We start from the raw sequence: 18,475 nt of genomic DNA, 5'->3' as shown, positions 1-18,475 counted from the left end.
CGGCAGGATCAATGACGAATGGCCAATCCGCGGCCGTTTGTGCCTGAGACATCGACCTCAATTCGTCAGTGTGACGAATTGTCTTGTGGTTCAGTCCTTTTCCCCGGGATGGTCGTGGTCCCACGTATTCGGCAGCATGGGCGCGGTCGGTCCCCCGCCGAACTCGTCGCTCGACAGCGTGGTCAAGCCCGTCGGCTCGCCACAGCCCTTCGACAGAGTCCCCGCAAATCCCAGCGGCCCCGCATCACGATCCGAGGCCAGAGTCGACACGACAGGCTGCTCGTCCGGCGGCGCAGCCCAGTCCGGATCAACCTCGACATCCATATCCATGAACTCGTCGTTGTGCCCGCGCTGCTTCGCGGCCTGCCGCCGCCGGGCCCGCGCCTGCTCGCGCGCGGCCGCCGCTGAGAGCGCCGCAACGCTATCGGGCTGCGATGCTTGCGTTTTCGCGCTGGAGCCAGCCCTGGCGCCCTGCCCGGAACCGAACCCGATGCCGGGAGGCCCGACGGCGTAAGGGGGGATGAAACCCACCCCGCCGGCGCCTACCGGCGCTGGAGCCGCCGGCGTAGCGACCGCACTCGCCGCGGGTGCCGGGGGGGCCGGAGCCGTGCCAGGGGTGACGGCCGGTGCGGTCCCGGTGGGAGCCATCCCGGCGAGCGGCAGCGCCGCGGGCGCGGCCACCGCGGGTGGGAGCGCCGGCGCGATGGCGGGCGGGGCGCCTGTCGGCCCGGGCGCCTGAGCCAGCTCCGCGAATCCCGCGATGCCGCCCACCGCGCCGACGGGGGCAACCGCCGCGGGGATGAACGGAGAAAAAACGCTGTAGCCGATCGATGCGAAATCGTCCGGACTCAGGACCAGCAAAAACGGATTACTCAGCGCGGTCACCGGGTCCGCCAGGAACTTGTTGATGATGTTCTCCACGAACCCCACCGGATTGGCCGCGAATTCGAAGAGGTGGTCGCCGCCGAACCCGAAATAAAGGTCCGACAGCAGAGGGAACTGCCCCACGAAGGACTCGACGACCTGCTGGCTGTACCCGATCGGATCCTCCATGAAGGCCGCGACGCTGAAGTTTTGGATCAAGTTCAGGACCGCCGACCCCAACTCGGACAGGTTCAGGGTGGATGCGTCTTGGGCGAGTTGCTCTGCGGTTTGGACGGCACTGGTCACGGAACTGACCCACGTCGACACAGGGTTTACCACCACGGGCGCCTGGGTGGTCGGTGGGGTCGACGCCACCGCGGAGCTGGACGTCGCCTCATAGGTGCTCATCGTGGTCGCGGCCTGGATCCACATCCGCACATAGTCGGCCTCGTTGAGCGCAATCGGGATGGTGTTGATCCCGAAGAAATTGGTCGCCACCAACACGCCGTGGACGATGTGGTTGGTGGCCAGCTCGGCCAGCGTCGGCATGGCCGCCAACGCGGCGGTGTAGGCCGTCGCCGCGGTCTCAAGCTGCGCGGCCGCTGCGGCGCTGTTGGCGCTGGCCTGCATCAGCCACCCCAGATATGGCACATGCGCGGCCGCATACGACTCCGCGGTCGGCCCCTCCCATGCCCCCGCCAGCACACTGGCCAACACCGCGGTGACCTCCTCGGCCACCGAGGCATATTCGGTGCTCAACGCGTTCCACGCGTCCGATGCCGCAAGCAACGATGCCGGACCGGGCCCGGCGCTCAGCAGTGCCGAGTGCATCTCCGGCGGTGCGGCCATCCACATAGGCGCGGTCATACGCCCAGCCCCCTACCCCCAAACGCGTAGGCGGTCAAGTTAGCATAAGCTAACTTGACGTCCGGGCCCCACTACCCCACTGAATCGTCACAGTGATGAATTCCCTTGGTGCGCACGGCAATACGATTCACATCAGTCGCGCGGGTGCTGGGCCTCTTCGGGAGTCCAGGCCAGCGGATTGCCGGGCTGACTGGGAAAGAGATAGTCGAGAAAGGCCGCGGCGGTGGGCTGTGGTTCGTGGTTGGCCAGCCCCGGCCGCTCGTTGGCCTCGATGAAGGCGTATTCCGTACCGGCGATATCCGGCACGATGAGGTCGATACCCGTCACCGGGATACCGATCGCCGCCGCGGCCGCCACCCCGACATGGCACAGTTCCGGGTTCACCTGGGCGGTGACATCGTGGATCGTGCCGCCCTGATGGAGGTTGGCGGTGTGGCGAACGCGAAGTCGAGTCCCTTTCGGCAGCACATCGTCGAGCGTCCAACCCGCTTCGGCGACCGTCGCCTCGGTGACCTCGTCGAGCGGGATCCGGGACTCACCGCCGGTGGCCGCGGATCGCCGCCGACTCTCGGCCGCGATCAAGTCCCGCACGGTGTGGTCACCCGTGCCGATGATTTCGGGCGGCATCCGCAGCGCGGCGGCGATCACCCGGCCGTCGATCACCACCAACCGGAGATCGTCGCCGCGCACCCGCTCCTCGATCAGCACCTCGTGGTATTCCGCTTGCGCCCTTCTCAATGCGGCGGTGAGCTCGTCGGGACCATCGTCGGCGGTGATGCCCACGGTGATGCCGTTGCCCTGCTCGCCGCGCGTCGGCTTGACGACGACCTCCCCAACCTCGGTCACAAAGTCGAAGTCGCTCTTGTCGAACGTGGCCAGCCGGGCACGAGGCACCGTGATGCCCACTTCGGAGACAAGGCGGCGCGTCAAACGCTTGTCATCGCAACGCGACATCGCAATCGCCGACGTGAACTCCGACAGTGATTCACGCGTGATCACGGTGCGGCCACCGTGCGCGAGTCGCATCTCACCGGTTTCGGCATCGAGGACCTCCACCCAGATGCCGCGGCGCAACGCCTCGTCGGCGATGATCCGGGCGTAGGGATTGAGGTCCTCGACCGTCTCGGGTGGCGGCGTGAACAGCGGTTCGTTGATCGCGTTCTTCCGCTTGATGGCCAGCACCGGAACTCGTCGAAAGCCCAGCTTCTCGTAAAGCGCTATGGCGCCGGCATTGTCGTGCGCCACCGACAGATCCAGATAGGCGCGCCCCTTCCTGCGGAAGTGCTCGGCCAAAGCCCGGGTCAGGGCTTCGCCTATGCCGGGAAGTGCCGCGGCGGGGTCGACGGCCAGCGTCCACAGGCTGGATCCTCGCTCCGGATCTTTGAAGAGCAACTCATGGTCGACACCGGTGACGGTGCCCACCACCGCGCCGTCGTTGTCGCGCACCGCGAGTAGATATGTCACCGCCTCCACGTGTTGGTGGTTGTCCCAAATCGTTTCGACCGGCGCAGGAACCATTCCGCAGCGCACGAATACGCGGTTCATCGCGTCGGCATCGTCCGGGTGGTTCAGCGTGCGCACGGTCACGCCGAGCGGTGAGGGTGTCAAGTCTTCCTGATCGGGTTCGCCGAAGCGCAGCCGATAGGTGTGGCTGGGATCGATGAACAGCTCGCTCGGGGATCCGGCCACCACGACGTGGGATTCGTGGGCGTAGATGCAGATGTCCCGCCGCCCGGGCGCTTCCCGTCGCAACGTCTCGGTCAGCTTGCCCGCGTCGACGAAAGTCTGACCGAAAATCAGTCGCCCCCAGCCCAATTCGAGCTCGACGTCCTCGGCCATGGCCTTCGCCAGGTGGTCCGGCGACGCATCGTGCAGGCTGAGTGTGATCGCCTCGGGATTCTCCTCGGACGGTTCGATGGCGGTCACGCCGCAGATCCCGTCACGCCGTGGCGCTGCAACCAGAGTTCGAGCAATGCGATCTGCCAGAGTTCGTTGCCGCGCAGTGGGGTCAGCTTGCCGTTGGGGTCCGCCAGGAGCGCATCGACCGCGTCTGTGTCGAACAGCCCCCGCTCCTTGGCCTCCGGCGAATACAGTGCATTGCGAACCAAATCGAGGTACGGGCCTTCCAGGTGAGTCAGGGCGGGCACCGGGAAATACCCCTTGGGCCGATCGATGACTTCCGACGGGATTACCCGCCGCGCGGCCTCTTTGAGAACTCCCTTGCCGCCTTGAGCGATCTTCAACTCCGGCGGGCAGGTCGCCGCGAGCTCGACCAACTCATGGTCGAGGAAGGGAACCCGGCCCTCCAACCCCCAGGCCATCGTCATGTTGTCCACCCGTTTGACCGGGTCGTCCACCAGCATCACCGTCGTGTCGAGCCGGAGCGCACGGTCGACACCGGTGTCGGCGTTGGCCTGCGCAAAATGCTCGGTGACAAAGCGCACGCTGGGATCACCGGAAGCCGCGTTGCCTGGCCCGAGAAGCGCCGCAACGCCTTCCGCATCGCGATCGAAGAAGGCGCCGCGATATTGCGCGACCGCGCCCTCTAGAGTGGCCGCCGCGGGTAATTGCATCGGCGGATACCAGTGATAGCCGGCGAACACCTCGTCGGCGCCCTGACCCGACTGCACGACCTTGACATGACGCGACACTTCCTGGCTGAGCAGGTAGAAGGCGACGCAGTCGTGGCTGACCATCGGCTCGCTCATCGCGGCGATCGCCCCGTCGAGCGCGGGCAGCATGCGGTCCGTCCCGATGCGGATCTGATGATGGTCGGTGCCGAAACGTTCGGCGATGATGTCCGACCAGCGGAACTCGTCTCCCGCGACGCCGCCGGCTGATTCGAAGCCGATGGAAAAGGTGGACAGGCCGTGCTGCCCGGCTTCGGCGAGCAGCCCGACGATCAGGCTGGAGTCGACACCACCGGACAGCAGGCAGCCGACCGGCACATCAGCGACGAGGCGGCGCTTGACCGCGACGCGCAGTGAGGACAGCACGGCGTCCTCCCAGTCGCGTTCGGACCAGTCCGCGCGATCGTCTCGCCTCGTGAAGTTCGGTGTCCAGTACGTGGTGGTGGTGCGTTTGCCGTCGGGCTCGATGGCAACGAGCGACGCGGGCGGGACCTTGCGAACTCCACGCAGGATGGTCAGCGGTGCCGGCACGACGGAGTGAAACGTCATGTAGTGGTGCAGCGCGACGGGGTCGATCCTGGTGTCCACGCCACCCCCGGCAAGCAACGCCGGCAAAGTCGACGCGAAGCGGATCCGGTGATCGTCTTCGGTCAAGTACAGGGGCTTGATCCCGAGCCGGTCGCGACCCAACAACACCCGGCCGCTGTCGCGTTCGACAATGGCGAACGCGAACATCCCCATCAGGTGGCTGACGAAATCGTCGCCCCACCGGTGGTAGGCCTTGATCAGCACCTCGGTGTCGCTGTGGGAAAAGAAGCGGTAGCCGTAACCCTCGAGCTCGCGGCGGAGCTCCTTGTAGTTGTAGATGCAGCCGTTCCAGGCCAGCGCCAGGCCCAAGTCGGAATCGACCATTGGTTGGGCGCCGTGCTCGGTCAGATCGATGATTCTGAGGCGACGATGACCCAGGGCAACACGCCCTTGTGACCAGGCGCCCGCCCCGTCCGGCCCTCGCGGCGCCATGACCTCAGCCATCGCTGCTACCGCCGCTACATCTGGGACGCGGCCGTCGAGTCGCACCTCACCGGTGGCTCCACACATCCGTTCCAGCGTACCGAGAGCCATTCCGGCGCGCGCACGCCGCCTTGTTCAGCCAGCGAAGGGCGGACCGTCGAAGCGCTCACGCGTAGCGAACTCGGCGACGGGCCGTCGCCGCAGCTTCGTCACCTCGCGAACCGGTTTGCCCAACGGCAGGATCGCGGCGACGGCGAACGTGTCGGGCACCCCGAGCAGCTCTTTGACGCGCGGCTCCTCGGCCACGGCCATTGTTGTGAGCACACCGCCGTAGCCCTCGTTGCGCGCGGCCAGCAACACGTTCCACACGAACGGGTACACCGATGCCCCGGGTACCACGGCGATCCGATCGAGATCTTGGTCGGTTGCGGCGACGACGGCGAGATCGAGGCAGACCACCAGCGTCACGGGCGCTTCGCGCAGCGGGGCCGACATCTGCGGCGGTGGCTCGGTCGCCTCGATCGTTGGCCGGTCTACGGCACTGGGCTGCAACGGATTCCACGGTGACTCGCCGTTGGCGAGCTGGGCGGTGTAACGGCGGGCGGCGGTAATCCCCAGGTCCGCCAACGCTGACCGGGTGTGCTGATCACGAAGCACGACGACGCGCACGCCCTGCCGATTACCGCCTGTCGGCGCGAAGCGGGCGCTATCGAGGATCCGTTCGAGAATCTCGTCGGGAAGTGGATCGTCGGTGAATTCGCGCACAGCGGGCGTGGTGCGCATGACGTCGTAAAGCTCCATGAGCAACATGGTGCCCGAAGCGAAGCGGCTTTCAGGCGGCGTCGTGAAAGATCAACCCGAGGGTGTAGCGCTCGCCGGAGCGGACCGCCGACACTCCGTGGCGGACCGGGGCGGCCGACCATCCCCGGGTCGAGCGGACCGGTCGCTCTCTGGTGGTGAAGATGTAGCCGTGGCCGTGGGGCAGCGTCGTGGCGGTGCCGCGTGACTGTGCCCGAGGCCGCTGCTCGACGAGCAGGAATTCGCCACCCGTATGCGTTGCGCCCGGCTCGTTGAGGTTGATGACGACCTGAAGCGGAAAGACCAGGTCTCCGTAGAGGTCTCGGTGCAGGGCGTTCCAGTCCCCCGGCCCGTACTTGAGCATCAGAGCGGTGGGCTTGGTTTGACCGGCGCGATGGCACATTTCCAGCCATTCGTCGAGGGTGTCGGGCCACGGGGCCTCGCGGCGCAGTTTGGTCCACCAGTCGCGGGCGATCGGCAGCAGCCGGGGGTAGAGAGCTTGCTTCAGCGCTTCGATCGGGTGTGGGTAGGGCTGTTTGAAGTAGCGGTATTCGCCTTGCCCGTAGCGGTGCCGACCCATGTCGATCGTCGCGCGAAAAAGCCCGTCGTCGCGATAGAGATCACGGACCTTGCCACACTCGCGTGCGGTGAGCAGCCGTGGGAGCAGTGCGCCGCCGACATCGTCCATTTCCGCGGCGACCGCGTCCCAGTCGGCGGCGTCGACGCGCCGGCGCCACGTCGACGGCATCAAAACAACCTACCGGCCGCCGCGGGCGCCGGCTCCTCGAGGTCCAGCAGGAATCGCTTGCGCTTCAGGCCGCCAGCGTAACCGGTTAGGGCACCGTTCTTTCCGACGACGCGATGGCAAGGCACCACGATGCTGAGCGGGTTGCGCCCGACGGCTTGGCCGACATCATATGCGGTGGTGCCGTCGGCCAATTTGGCAGCCAACTCGCCGTAGGTGGCGGTCTGGCCGTAGGCGATATCGGGGAGCAGATCCCAGATTCGCCGATCGTTCGGGTCGCCGGTCGCTACGACGGGAAGCTCGAATTCGGTCCGCTTCCCGGCGAGGTATTCGTCGAGCTGGTTCTTGGTGCGATCGAACAACTCGTCGGCGGTTGCCTCGACGTAGTTGCCCAGCGTGTCCGTCGTGGGCGGGTGCCAGTGATGCCGGAAGTACACGCCGGTCAGGGCGTCGCCGTTGGCGACGAGTGTCAGCTCGCCCAGTGGGCTATCGATCACCGTGTGTCGTGTTGTCATCGTTTTCCCTCCTTCTGGGTAAACGACGACCGAGCCGGAAGCGTGAGACCGATCAACGACCGAGTGTCGCTGCGATCCGAGCGGCGACCTCGGCTGCCACGTGCTGGGCCGCTCCGCCCTCCGCCGGCTCGTAGCGGTCGGCGAGCGGGTCGTACACCGCGCCGGCGATCGACCCATGATCGGCTTCCAACTCCACCAAATCCACCGGCCAGCCGATGCGTTGAAGGCCGTTGGCGAAGGCCCTGCTCGCTGCCACCGGCACCGCGTCGTCCGCGAGACCGTGCAACAAAGTGAATGGCGCCCCGACACGCGCAGAAGGAACTTCCTCGGTGAGGGTCCGACCCGAAATGGGATCGGGGACCATGAAAGCGCCCGCAAGGCAAACCGTATGGGCGACAACGATTTCGAACCGTCCGGCCTCGACTGCCAGGCCCGCCGCGGCCGCGCCTCCCAGAGACCACCCGACGAGCACGATGCCGCCCGTGTCGCTGGCTCGCTGCCGGACGAGGTCCACCGATCCCAAAAGGTCCGCGCGGCCGCCGTCGTGAGCATGCGAGTTCCAATCCGGGACGACCACGCCGACGCCGTGGCCAGCGAGCAAACCGGCAAGGGGCCGTACGACGGTGCGCGCATCGGACTGCATGCCGTGCCACAGCAAGACCGCAGGTTGCGTCGCGTCGCCATAAACATCGGCCAACCGTCCCGGGGCGTACTCGACCGTCTGCACGGACACCAGGGTGCCCAGGCGCCGCGAATCCAATCGTTTCTCACATTCCATGGCGCGCCGACGTCTTCATAGTTGAGTTGTTTAATCCGTACGGAGGAGTGCGAATGCATACCCGAGCCCGCCGGTGATGCCGGGGTGACGGCCCAGCAGCATCCGAAGCCGCCGTTCGAGGCCGTCGTGGCACGGCACGGCGCCACGGTGCTGCGCGTGGTCCGCGCGGTGGTCGGCCACAGCGACGCCGATGACGCATGGTCGGACACCTTCTTGGCCGCCTTGAAGGCCTACCCGCGGCTGCCGCCCGACGCCAACATCGAGGCATGGCTGGTGACGATCGCGCATCGCAAGGCCATCGACATCACCCGCACAGCATCACGCCGGGCCGTCCCGGTCGCCGACCCGCCCGATGTCCCCGCCCCCGACCGGGCAGACAGCCACGACCTCGACTTGGACACCGCGGTGGGCGCATTACCACCCAAACAGCGCCACGCCGTGGCTTATCACTACCTGGCCGGCCTTCCTTATGCGGAGATCGCGCTGATCCTCGACAGCAGCGAGGCCGCCGCCCGGCGCGCCGCCGCCGACGGGATCGCCACACTCCGACGCACCTATCCGGTTCTCGACAACACAAGGGAAAATCGATGACCACACCAAGCCTGTCCCGGCACTTCCCGGTTGACCCGGCCCATCTCAAGCGGCTGCACGCGCGCCTGGAACGGGACGCCCAGAACAGCGATCTACTCGACATCGCCTATCGCACAGTGGATTCCGCTCTCGGCCCACTGCTGTTGGCGGCGACCCCCCTCGGCTTGCTGCGGGTCGCGTTCGCCAACGAAAGCCGCGACGCGGTGCTGCAGAACCTCGCTGCCCGCGTCAGCCCGCGAGTGCTGGAGGCGCCCGCGCGGCTGGATCCGGTCGCGCGGCAACTCGAGGAGTTCTTCGCCGGCCGGCGGCGGAGCTTCGAGGTTGCGCTGGACTGGTCGCTGTCGCAAGGGTTTCGGCGCACGGTGCTGGAACGCCTCAATGCCGATATCGGCTACGGCAGCACCACCAGCTATGCCACGCTGGCCCGGCTGTCCGGCTCCCCCAAGGCGGTGCGCGCCGTCGGCACCGCGTGCGCGACCAACCCGATCCCTATCGTCGTGCCGTGCCACCGGGTGATCCGGTCCGACGGAGCCGTCGGTGCATACCGCGGGGGGCCCGACGCGAAGCGCGTTCTGCTCGACCTCGAGCGGCCCTGACGGGTTCGCCGGCCGCGGCGAATTCCTATATCGACACTGTTTCCGCTGTGTATGGTCAACGTGGCCTGGCACCGGAGCAGAGGGCATCCATGGCAAGCAGATCGTCCGACAAGCCTTTCACGTCACGACGGGCGCTGGATCCCGGCTTGCGCAAGGTGGCCCCCTTCTTGCCCCGGGGATATGCCCTGCACCGCGGCTACAAAGTCCAGCGGGCGCTGATGCTGCTGATGGGCAACGCGGGCCGGCTCCGCAACGTACCGGTGGTCGCGGTCAACGAACACGTCAAGGTCCGCCTCCATCGCCCGACGGGCCTTCCCGATCGGGCGCCGGCGCTGCTGTGGATCCACGGCGGCGGCACGATCATGGGGACCGCGGTGCAGGACGACAAGTACTGCCGCAAGCTGTCCCGCCTCACCGGTGTCGCGGTGGCGGCGGTCGAATATCGACTCGCTCCCGAACACCCGTATCCCACACCGGTGGAAGATTGCTATGCGGCGCTGCGGTGGTTGGCGCGCCAGCCATGGGTGGACGCCGATCGCGTCGCCGTCGGCGGAGCAAGTGCCGGTGGACATTTCGCGGCCGCGGTGGCACAGCGTGCGCACGATCGCGGCGACGTCAAACTCGCCTACCAGATGCTGGTCTACCCGATGCTCGACGATCGCACGGGCGCCACTCGCGATGGCCTGAAGCGCCTCATGTGGACGGAATCCGACAACCAGTTGGCCTGGCGCTGGTACCTCGACGGCGCGGACCCGAAGGAGGCGGTGCCGGCGCGCCGGGAAGATTTGACGGGCCTGCCGCCGGCCTGGATCGGTGTCGGGACGCTGGACCTGTTCTATCAGGAGTGTCTGGAGTACGCGCGACGCCTGCGCGAGGCGGGGGTGAGCGTCCACGAGGAGATCGTCCCGGGCGCATTTCATGCGTTCGACCAGATCGCGGAAAAGGCTCCGATATCGGTGGCCTTCTTCGCCAGCCAACGCGATCACCTATGGTCCGCCCTAGCCGCGCCGACCGGAAACCTGTCCCCCTGACGATCAAATCGCCTTGCCGTTGAACGGTTTTCGGTGATGCCCGGGGGCGGGAGCCCATGCGGCGCCGGCAGGGCCATCAGCGGGCCATCCGAATCCACTTTGCACCAGTTGACTGCAAAGTGTGCAGAACGTGCAACTATAGGGTTATGACCAATCAGGTGGGTCTGCGCGAGCGCCGTCGCCGCCAGACCAGCGCGGACATCCGCGACGCCGCGGTGCGCCTGGCACAAGAACGCGGCTTCGACAAGGTGACGATCGAGGAAATCTGCGTCGAAGCCGGACTGTCGACGCGCACGTTCTTCAACTACTTCCCGAACAAGGAGTCCGCGATCGCCTACGGGCCCTCGGACCTCCCGCCCGAGCTGGCCGCGGACTTCGTCGCCGCCGGGCCCGCCCCCTACTCGGTGGTGCTGGCAGAGCTGATCGCCCTGGCCGCGCACCATCTCCGTGACACGCCGCCGCGGCGCGAGCAGGCCACCGGCATGCTCGAACTCGCCAAGACCTCCCCCGCGGTGCTGGCGGCATTCCTGGCCGAGCTGGAGCGGTTTCAGAACCAATTGACCGACATCATCGTCCGCCGCCAGGCGATGCGTCCCGACGACGAGATGGCCGCCTTGATCTCCGCGCTGGCGCTGACGGCCGTGCGTTCGGGCATCGAGCGGTGGGCAAGCGGAAAGCCGAGAGACCCCGACGACACGCCGATGCCCTATGTGGAGCGCGCCGCCGCGCTGGTCAACAGCATCTTCACGAAGTGATCTGAAACACCGCCCCTGATTGTTGCATGATGTGCAACATATGCACATCATGTACTATGCTCTGGTTGCGGTACTCGAGAAGGCCTCCGCAATGCGAGGTGGGGGTCGAGGTGCAGGAATCACACCAATCGCCGAATTTCCTTGCTGAGCGGTGTAAATCGCGCGCCCACCCGGCGACGATTCCGCCCGCGGGGAACGTTCTCGCCGACCACATCACCGTTGCCCGGTAAGGAAGGGAATCACCTAAGTGCAGACGTCAAAGGCTCTGCGAAATGCGTGGTTGCCGCTGTTGATCGTCGCGGTCGTGGTTGTCGGCGGCTTTGCGGTGGTCCGCGTCAAGTCGTTCTTCGGCGCCCACGACACCGGCGTGATGACAAGCCCGCGGCTCGATGATTCCAAGCCGTTCAAGCCCAAGGTCGTCAAGTACGAGGTGTTCGGTTCGGCGAGCCACGCAAACGTGAACTACCTGGATCTCAACGCCGACCCGACGCGGGTCGACGCCGCGCCGCTCCCCTGGACGCTGGTCCTGAGCACTACCGCCCCTTCGGTCTTCCCGAACCTCTCAGCCCAAAGCGATGGCGACTACCTCGGGTGCCGCATCACCATCGACGACGAAGTCAAGGACGAGAAAACAGTTAACGGCGTTCACGCCCTGACCTTCTGCTTGGTGAAATCCGCATGAGCACAACCACTGAAGACACGGCCGACGCCCGCACCGATGTCATCCCCGTCGCGAAACACAAAGCGCGGCCGTCGATCCCGCGGATCATCCGAAAGTTCGGCATACCCATCATCCTGGGCTGGATCGCTCTCATCGGTGTGCTCAACGTGGCCGTGCCGCAACTCGACGAGGTCGGCAAAATGCGCTCGGTGTCGATGGCTCCCGACGACGCCCAGTCCGTCGTCGCGACCAAGCGTATGGGCGCGGTGTTCAACGAGTACAAGTCCAACAGCTCGGTGATGATCGTCCTGGAGGGCCAACAGCCACTGGGCGCCGACGCCCACACTTATTACGACCAGATCGTCAAAAAGCTCGACGCCGACACGAAACACGTTGAGCACGTTCAAGATATGTGGAGCGATCCGCTGACCGGCGCCGGTGCCCAGAGCAACGACGGCAAGGCCGCCTACGTTCAGGTCTACCTCGCCGGTAACCAGGGCGAAGCCTTGGCCAACGAATCGGTCGAGGCCGTGCAAGACATCGTCAAGAGCGTCCCCCCGCCCCACGGGGTCAAGGCCTACGTCACCGGGCCTGCGGCGCTGTCGGCGGATCAGCACGTGGCCGGCGACCGCAGCCTGCAAGTCATCACCGCTGCCACGTTCACGGTGATCATCGCGATGCTGCTGTTGGTCTATCGGTCGATCGTCACGGTGCTGCTCACGCTGGTGATGGTGGTGCTCGAGCTCTCAGCCGCGCGCGGAATGGTCGCTTTCCTCGGTTACTTCAAGATCATCGGACTCTCGACGTTCGCCACCAACCTGTTGGTCACCTTGGCGATCGCTGCGGCCACCGACTACGCGATCTTTCTGATAGGCCGATATCAGGAGGCTCGCTCACTCGGCGAATCGCGAGAAGACGCCTACTACAACATGTTCGGCGGTACGGCACATGTCGTGCTGGGCTCGGGGTTGACCATCGCCGGAGCGACGTTCTGCCTGCACTTCACGAACCTGCCCTATTTCCAGACGCTGGGCGTCCCGTTGGCCATCGGCATGGTCGTCGTGGTGGCGGCGGCGTTGACGCTGGGCCCGGCGGTCATCTCGGTGGCAACCCGGTTCGGCAAGACGTTGGAACCCCGCAGAACGCAACGGATTCGCGGCTGGCGCAAGGTCGGCGCGCTCGTCGTCCGCTGGCCCGGACCAATCCTGGTGACGACGATCGGAGTGGCGCTCGTCGGCCTGTTGACCCTGCCCGGGTACCGGACCAACTACAACGACCGCACCTATCTGCCCACCGATCTACCCGCCAACGAGGGATATGCGGCGGCGGATCGGCACTTCTCGCAGGCGCGGATGAATCCCGAGGTGCTGATGATCGAAAGCGATCACGATCTGCGCAACTCGGCGGACTTTCTGGTCATCGACAAGATTGCCAAGTCGGTCTTCCGGGTGCCGGGAATCGGCCGCGTGCAAGCCATTACACGGCCGCAGGGCACGCCGATCGAGCACACGTCGATCCCGTTCCAGATCAGCATGCAGGGCGTCACCCAGCAGATGAACCAGAAGTATCAGGCAGACCAGATGGCCGACATGCTCCGCCAGGCCGACATGATGCAGTCGACCATCGACAGCATGGTCAAGATGCAGAGCATCACCGTGCAGATGTCCAACGATATGCATGTAATGGTGCAAAAGATGCACGACATGACCATCGACATCGAAGACTTACGGAACAAGATGGCCGATTTCGAGGACTTCTTCCGGCCCATCCGTAGCTACTTCTACTGGGAAAAGCATTGCTACGACATCCCGGTATGCTGGTCGCTGCGTTCGGTTTTCGACGCCCTCGACGGTATCGACACGATGACCGACGACATCCAGAGCCTGCTGCCCGTGATGGATCACCTCGACACGCTGATGCCGCAGATGGTGGCGCTGATGCCCTCGATGATCGACAACATGAAGGCCATGAAAACCACGATGCTGACCATGTATTCGACCCAGAAGGGTCTGCAAGATCAGCAGAACGAGGCCCAGAAGAACTCCAACGCCATGGGCAAGGCTTTCGATGCGTCAAAGAACGACGATTCGTTCTATCTGCCGCCGGAGACGTTCAACAATGCCGAGTTCAAGAAGGGCATGAAGAACTTCCTCTCCCCCGACGGCCATGCCGTTCGGTTCATCATCAGCCATGACGGCGATCCGATGTCGCAGGAAGGCATTTCGCACATCGGTGCCATCAAGAAGGCCGCCTACGAGGCGCTCAAGGGCACCCCGTTGGAGGGCTCGAAGATCTACCTCGCCGGCACCGCGTCGATGTACCAGGACCTCAGTGACGGCAACACCTACGACCTGTTGATCGCTGGAATCGCCTCGCTGTGCCTGATTTTCATCATCATGCTTATCATCACGCGAGGCGTGGTGGCGTCGGCGGTCATCGTGGGCACCGTCCTGCTCTCGCTGGGCGCGTCGTTCGGGCTGTCGGTGCTGATCTGGCAACACCTCATTGGCATTGAGCTGCACTGGATGGTGCTCGCGATGTCGGTCATCATCCTGCTCGCCGTGGGCGCCGACTACAACCTGCTATTGGTGGCGCGGTTCAAGGAGGAGATCCACGCCGGGCTGAACACCGGCATCATCCGATCAATGGGCGGCACCGGCTCGGTCGTCACCTCCGCGGGGTTGGTGTTCGCCTTCACGATGATGACCATGGCGGTCAGCGAGCTCACGGTTATCGGACAGGTCGGCACCACCATCGGCCTTGGCCTGCTCTTCGACACACTGATCGTCCGGTCATTGATGACGCCGTCCATTGCCGCACTGCTGGGCAAGTGGTTCTGGTGGCCGCAACGAGTTCGCCAGCGCCCGGTCCCGTCGCCCTGGCCCGCCCCGGCCAAGAAAGCCGAAGAATCCCTGACCCACGCGTGACCGGGGCTAGGTGACCCACTCGGGTTGTTCGGCCACGTCGACCGCGGAGAAGTCCTTGTGGCCCAGGCCGGCCATGGTGCCTCCGTCGACGACGAACTCCGATCCGGTCGAATAGCTGGATTCGTCACTGGCCAGATAGACGACGAGGTTGGAGACCTCCGCGGGGTCCGCCGCGCGGCCCAACGCGGTTTGGAAGATGTCGTCGGGAACCCATTGCGTCATCGGTGTCTTGATCAGCCCGGGGTGAATCGAGTTGACCCGGATGCCGTTGAGCCCCAATTCCATTGCCGCGGACTTCGTGAGTCCACGGACACCGAACTTGCTCGCCGTGTAACCGTGGCAGGCCATGGTGCCGGCCATTCCTTCGATCGAAGAGATGTTGATGATCGATCCTCGGCCCGCTTCCTTCATCGGTTTCACCACCGCGCGGATGCCGAGAAACACCCCGGTCAGGTTCACGTCGAGGATCTTTTGCCACTCGGACAGCTCGTAGTCCTCGAAGGTGCCGACGTTGAGGATGCCCGCGTTGTTCACCAGCACGTCGATACCGCCGAATTCGCTGATGGCGGTGTCCACCGCCGCCTCCCATTGCTCGGGCTTGGTGACGTCGAGGTGCACATAGCGGACAGCGTCACCGAGTTCCGCCGCGACGGCCTTGCCCTCGTCGTCCAGGATGTCGCCGAACACCACCCTGGCGCCCTCGGCCGTCATCGCCCGCACGTGCGAGGCGCCCATCCCCCGCGCACCGCCGCTGACGAGTGCGACCTTGCCCGCCAACCGTTCTGCCACTTCGATTCTCCTGTCGTGTCGGTACTCGCACCATACATATGCGTATTGGTGTATGACCAGGGTCCCGTCGTGGGCGCCGGGCGGCCGCGATGCGCTACCGTTTGAGCTGTGCTGGACCGGCGCGGCTTCCTGAAGCGCGGCGCGGCCGCGGCGGTGCTTGCGGCCACCGGTTCGGCGACCGCGGCGGCAGGGTGCGGCCGGCAGGGCCCACCCGCAGCGGCCGACTACACGCTTCGCATCGGACAGGGTCTGGTGGAGCTGGCGCCCGATCGGGTGGTGTCAACCACCCTCTACAACGGCCAGTTTCCCGGACCGCTGGTCCGGCTGACCGAAGGTAGGGCCGTCGTGGTCGACGTCCACAACGACAGCGACACTCCCGAACAACTGCACTGGCATGGCCAGACACTGCCCGTCGACGTCGACGGCTCCGCCGAGGAAGGCACCCCCTACATCCCGGCGCACGGGATGCGCCGGCTGTCCTTCACTCCGGGACCGTCGGGGTTCCGCTTCTACCACACCCACCTCGTCCCCGGAGCGGACCTAAGCCTGGGCCAGTACAACGGCTTGGTCGGGCCGGTCTACATCGAACCGAAACACAATCCCGGCGCCTACGACCAAGAACTATTTCTCACCCTCAAGGAGTTCGAGCCCGCCTTCAGCAGGGGCGGCGACATGGCCACCAATTTTCTGGCCGGCCAGCCGATCCCAGAGCTGCGCGACAAGGGCGAGGCGCAGATGGCCGCGTCCCTGGCGTCCGGAAAACCGCATGGATTCGAAGTTGGCTATCGCGCGTTCGCGATCAATGGCCGCATGCTCGGCCACGGCGAACCGATCAGAGTCACGCAGGGCCAACGAGTGCTGCTGCATGTGCTCAACGCCAGCGCCACCGAAAACCGCAGCCTCGCGCTGCCCGGGCATACGTTCAACGTCGTGGCCCTCGACGGCAACCCCGTCCCCAAATCGGTTGCGGTTCCGGTACTGTGGCTCGGCGCAGCGGAACGGGTCTCGGCAATTGTGACCATGAGCAACCCTGGAAAATGGGTGCTTGGTGACCTGTCCGACGACGACCGCGGCAACGGCATGGGCACCGTCGTCGAATACGCGGGCAGCACCGGCGACCCCCAATGGGTGCCGCCGGCTCCGTTCACATGGGACTATCGGCTCTTCACCCAGCCCGATGCGACGGCGGCCCCACCCGACCACACGATCGAGCTGCTGATCGGCAAACGCAACGCGGACCGCGACGGATTCAACGTGTGGACACTCAATGGCGCACCGTTCGATATGCGCACGGGCACACCGCAATTCGAGCTTAAGCTCGGTGCACGATACCGGCTGCGGCTACGCAACGGCACCGACGACGTGCACCCCATCCACCTGCACCGGCACACCTTCGAAATCACCAACACCGCCGGGACGACCACCGCAGGGCTGCACAAAGACGTCGCCATGGTTGGCGGCTATCAAGGCATCGATATCGACTTCACCGCCAACCAGCCCGGCCTGTCCTTGCTGCACTGCCACCAACAGCTGCACATGGACTTTGGGTTTATGGCGCTCCTGCACGCGGTTTAGCGCATCTTCGGCATGGCGGCGATCAACGGCGTGTCAACGCCCGTCGGCCCCACCTTGGTTGCGCCGTCCGGGGAACCCAATGGGCCGTCCCGGCCGGCGAGCGGTTCGGTGAAAAACGCGGCATTGTCCTCCAGGTGCTGCCGCTCGTCATCGGGCAGATCGCCCTCCCAGTAGATCGCTCCCACGCGACATACCGGTTTGCAGGCGCCGCAGTCGACGCACTCGTCGGGGTTGATGTACATCGTTCGCGCGCCCTCGTAGATGCAGTCGACGGGGCATTCCTGAACACAGGATTTGTCCATCTCATCGACGCACGCTTTGCCGATCACGTAGGTCATGAACAGAATGCTAGGCCAACAGCGGCGGGGCTTGCGCCTGCCGAACAGCATCAATGTAAGGGACTAAAGGCCCTCGCATTGTCGCGGACGACAATCACCGGAACTCTTGCCGATTGGGCGACCGCGGAACTTACCGAGCCCAGCAGCATGCCCCGGAACCCGCCGCGGCCGTGGCTACCCACCACCACCAGCTGAGCGTTCTCGGACTCCTGAAGCAACCACCGGGAAGGCTTGTCGCAGAAGAGCAATCGCTTCACGCTCACGTCCGGATATCGTTCTTGCCAGCCCGCGAGACGTTCGGCGAGCACCTCCTGCCCCTTCGCTTCGCTGTCGCGCCAGTCCATCCCGAGCATCGGAAACACCCCGACGTCGCTCCACGCATGCAGCGCGACCAGCTCGACACCCCGTCGGGAGGCCTCGTCAAAGGCCAACGCAGTCGCCGCTTCCGAAGCGGGCGACCCGTCGACACCCAGTAGCACGGGTGCATTCGAATCGGGAACCGCACCGTCATCGGTGTGGATGACCGCGACCGGGCAACGGGCATGATGAATCAGACCGGCAGTGACCGAGCCCAGCAGCAGGCGGCCCAGCGCGCCCATGCCCTGGCTGCCGACGACGATCATCGAGGCATCCGTCGAAGCATCGATCAGCGCGGGTAGGACACTGGAATACACGATCTGCGTGTGGATCTGGGGCGCCGCAGCCCCTCGGGCGTTCGCGCTCAACGTTTTGCGGGCCTCATCGATGACATGCTGGCCGTTTTCCTGCTGCCACTCGGTCATGTCCGCATACATTTGTCCGACGGGCCATCCGACGACCACGGGAGGGACAACGTGCATGACCGTGATCGGCAACTGGCGGAGGATGGCCTCGCGGGTGGCCCAAGCCGTGGCGGCGTGCGAGGCCGCAGATCCGTCGACGCAGACCAAGATTCCGTGCTTTGCTGTGCCCTCCGACATTTCGCACTCCTCGAGGCCGATTCCGATCGGCCTATTCAGGACATG

General features: G+C 65.4%; 17 protein-coding genes. 7 read left to right on the top strand and 10 right to left on the bottom strand.

All coding sequences use genetic code 11. From position 1 onward, the window contains the following. Positions 1 to 90 precede the first annotated feature (90 nt). The 7 genes from A5736_RS20645 to A5736_RS20615 all read right to left on the bottom strand — a co-directional run bounded on the left by A5736_RS20645 (position 91) and on the right by A5736_RS20615 (position 8,157). On the bottom strand, positions 91 to 1,731 hold the full coding sequence (locus A5736_RS20645; protein WP_076248280.1) for a PPE family protein: 1,641 nt from the start codon (positions 1,729 to 1,731) through the stop codon (positions 91 to 93). 132 nt (positions 1,732 to 1,863) lie between these two features. Further along, on the bottom strand, positions 1,864 to 3,657 hold the full coding sequence (gene ngg / locus A5736_RS20640; protein WP_076248278.1) for an N-acetylglutaminylglutamine synthetase: 1,794 nt from the start codon (positions 3,655 to 3,657) through the stop codon (positions 1,864 to 1,866). After that, positions 3,654 to 5,459, bottom strand: a complete 1,806-nt coding sequence (locus tag A5736_RS20635; protein WP_076248352.1) for an N-acetylglutaminylglutamine amidotransferase — start codon at positions 5,457 to 5,459, stop codon at positions 3,654 to 3,656. The genes ngg and A5736_RS20635 overlap by 4 nt, the downstream gene beginning before the upstream one ends. A gap of 48 nt (positions 5,460 to 5,507) precedes the next feature. Beyond that, positions 5,508 to 6,173, bottom strand: coding sequence for a nitroreductase family protein (locus A5736_RS20630; protein ID WP_076248351.1), 666 nt, complete (start codon positions 6,171 to 6,173; stop codon positions 5,508 to 5,510). A gap of 31 nt (positions 6,174 to 6,204) precedes the next feature. Beyond that, a complete protein-coding gene (locus tag A5736_RS20625; RefSeq protein ID WP_076128131.1) occupies positions 6,205 to 6,918 on the bottom strand; it encodes a 2OG-Fe(II) oxygenase in 714 nt (237 codons plus the stop codon). Then, entirely contained in the window at positions 6,918 to 7,430 is a 513-nt protein-coding gene (locus tag A5736_RS20620) for a methylated-DNA--[protein]-cysteine S-methyltransferase (RefSeq protein ID WP_076128129.1), read from the bottom strand. Before A5736_RS20620 ends, A5736_RS20625 begins: the two co-directional genes overlap by 1 nt. Positions 7,431 to 7,482: 52 nt before the next feature. Then, entirely contained in the window at positions 7,483 to 8,157 is a 675-nt protein-coding gene (locus A5736_RS20615) for a S9 family peptidase (RefSeq protein WP_076248350.1), read from the bottom strand. A 135-nt stretch (positions 8,158 to 8,292) separates the two neighbouring features. Here A5736_RS20615 and A5736_RS20610 point away from each other — a divergent pair, with 135 nt between their 5' ends. From A5736_RS20610 to A5736_RS20585, 6 genes are all read left to right on the top strand, one after another. After that, the gene (locus A5736_RS20610; protein WP_076248277.1) at positions 8,293 to 8,799 is read left to right on the top strand and encodes an RNA polymerase sigma factor; all 507 of its coding nucleotides are present in this window, start codon (positions 8,293 to 8,295) and stop codon (positions 8,797 to 8,799) included. Further along, positions 8,796 to 9,395 carry a methylated-DNA--[protein]-cysteine S-methyltransferase gene (locus A5736_RS20605; RefSeq protein ID WP_076248275.1) on the top strand — a complete coding sequence of 200 codons (600 nt, stop codon included), beginning with the start codon at positions 8,796 to 8,798 and terminating at the stop codon, positions 9,393 to 9,395. The genes A5736_RS20610 and A5736_RS20605 overlap by 4 nt, the downstream gene beginning before the upstream one ends. A gap of 89 nt (positions 9,396 to 9,484) precedes the next feature. Next, on the top strand, positions 9,485 to 10,426 hold the full coding sequence (locus tag A5736_RS20600; protein WP_076248273.1) for an alpha/beta hydrolase: 942 nt from the start codon (positions 9,485 to 9,487) through the stop codon (positions 10,424 to 10,426). A 146-nt stretch (positions 10,427 to 10,572) separates the two neighbouring features. Then, entirely contained in the window at positions 10,573 to 11,181 is a 609-nt protein-coding gene (locus A5736_RS20595; RefSeq protein ID WP_076128120.1) for a TetR/AcrR family transcriptional regulator, read from the top strand. Positions 11,182 to 11,446: 265 nt separating this feature from the next. Continuing rightward, the gene (locus tag A5736_RS20590) at positions 11,447 to 11,863 is read left to right on the top strand and encodes an MmpS family transport accessory protein (protein WP_076058738.1); all 417 of its coding nucleotides are present in this window, start codon (positions 11,447 to 11,449) and stop codon (positions 11,861 to 11,863) included. Further along, positions 11,860 to 14,769: an RND family transporter gene (locus A5736_RS20585; RefSeq protein ID WP_076248271.1), complete on the top strand. Its 2,910-nt coding sequence runs from the start codon at positions 11,860 to 11,862 to the stop codon at positions 14,767 to 14,769. Before A5736_RS20590 ends, A5736_RS20585 begins: the two co-directional genes overlap by 4 nt. A 6-nt stretch (positions 14,770 to 14,775) precedes the next feature. Here A5736_RS20585 and A5736_RS20580 read toward each other — a convergent pair whose 3' ends face one another. Further along, positions 14,776 to 15,558: an SDR family oxidoreductase gene (locus tag A5736_RS20580; protein ID WP_076248269.1), complete on the bottom strand. Its 783-nt coding sequence runs from the start codon at positions 15,556 to 15,558 to the stop codon at positions 14,776 to 14,778. Between the two features lie 108 nt (positions 15,559 to 15,666). Between A5736_RS20580 and A5736_RS20575 the strand changes: the two genes are divergently transcribed. After that, positions 15,667 to 17,133 (top strand): multicopper oxidase family protein, encoded by a 1,467-nt coding sequence (locus tag A5736_RS20575; protein ID WP_217695768.1) that lies wholly within the window; start codon positions 15,667 to 15,669, stop codon positions 17,131 to 17,133. On the opposite strand, the gene fdxA is transcribed toward A5736_RS20575, so the two are convergent. Together fdxA and A5736_RS20565 are read right to left on the bottom strand one after the other, a co-directional pair. Further along, complete coding sequence (gene fdxA, locus A5736_RS20570; RefSeq protein WP_076248347.1) at positions 17,130 to 17,471, bottom strand: ferredoxin; 342 nt, start codon at positions 17,469 to 17,471, stop codon at positions 17,130 to 17,132. The two genes, A5736_RS20575 and fdxA, sit on opposite strands and share 4 nt — an antisense overlap. Positions 17,472 to 17,521: 50 nt before the next feature. Next, a complete protein-coding gene (locus A5736_RS20565; protein ID WP_076248268.1) occupies positions 17,522 to 18,430 on the bottom strand; it encodes a universal stress protein in 909 nt (302 codons plus the stop codon). Positions 18,431 to 18,475: the final 45 nt, after the last annotated feature.

The organism is Mycobacterium sp. SP-6446, from assembly GCF_001954045.1.
In the GTDB taxonomy this organism is placed as follows: Bacteria; Actinomycetota; Actinomycetes; order Mycobacteriales; family Mycobacteriaceae; genus Mycobacterium.
The sequence above is the reverse complement of the archived record's forward strand: the minus strand, read 5'-3'. Positions and strand labels throughout refer to the sequence as shown.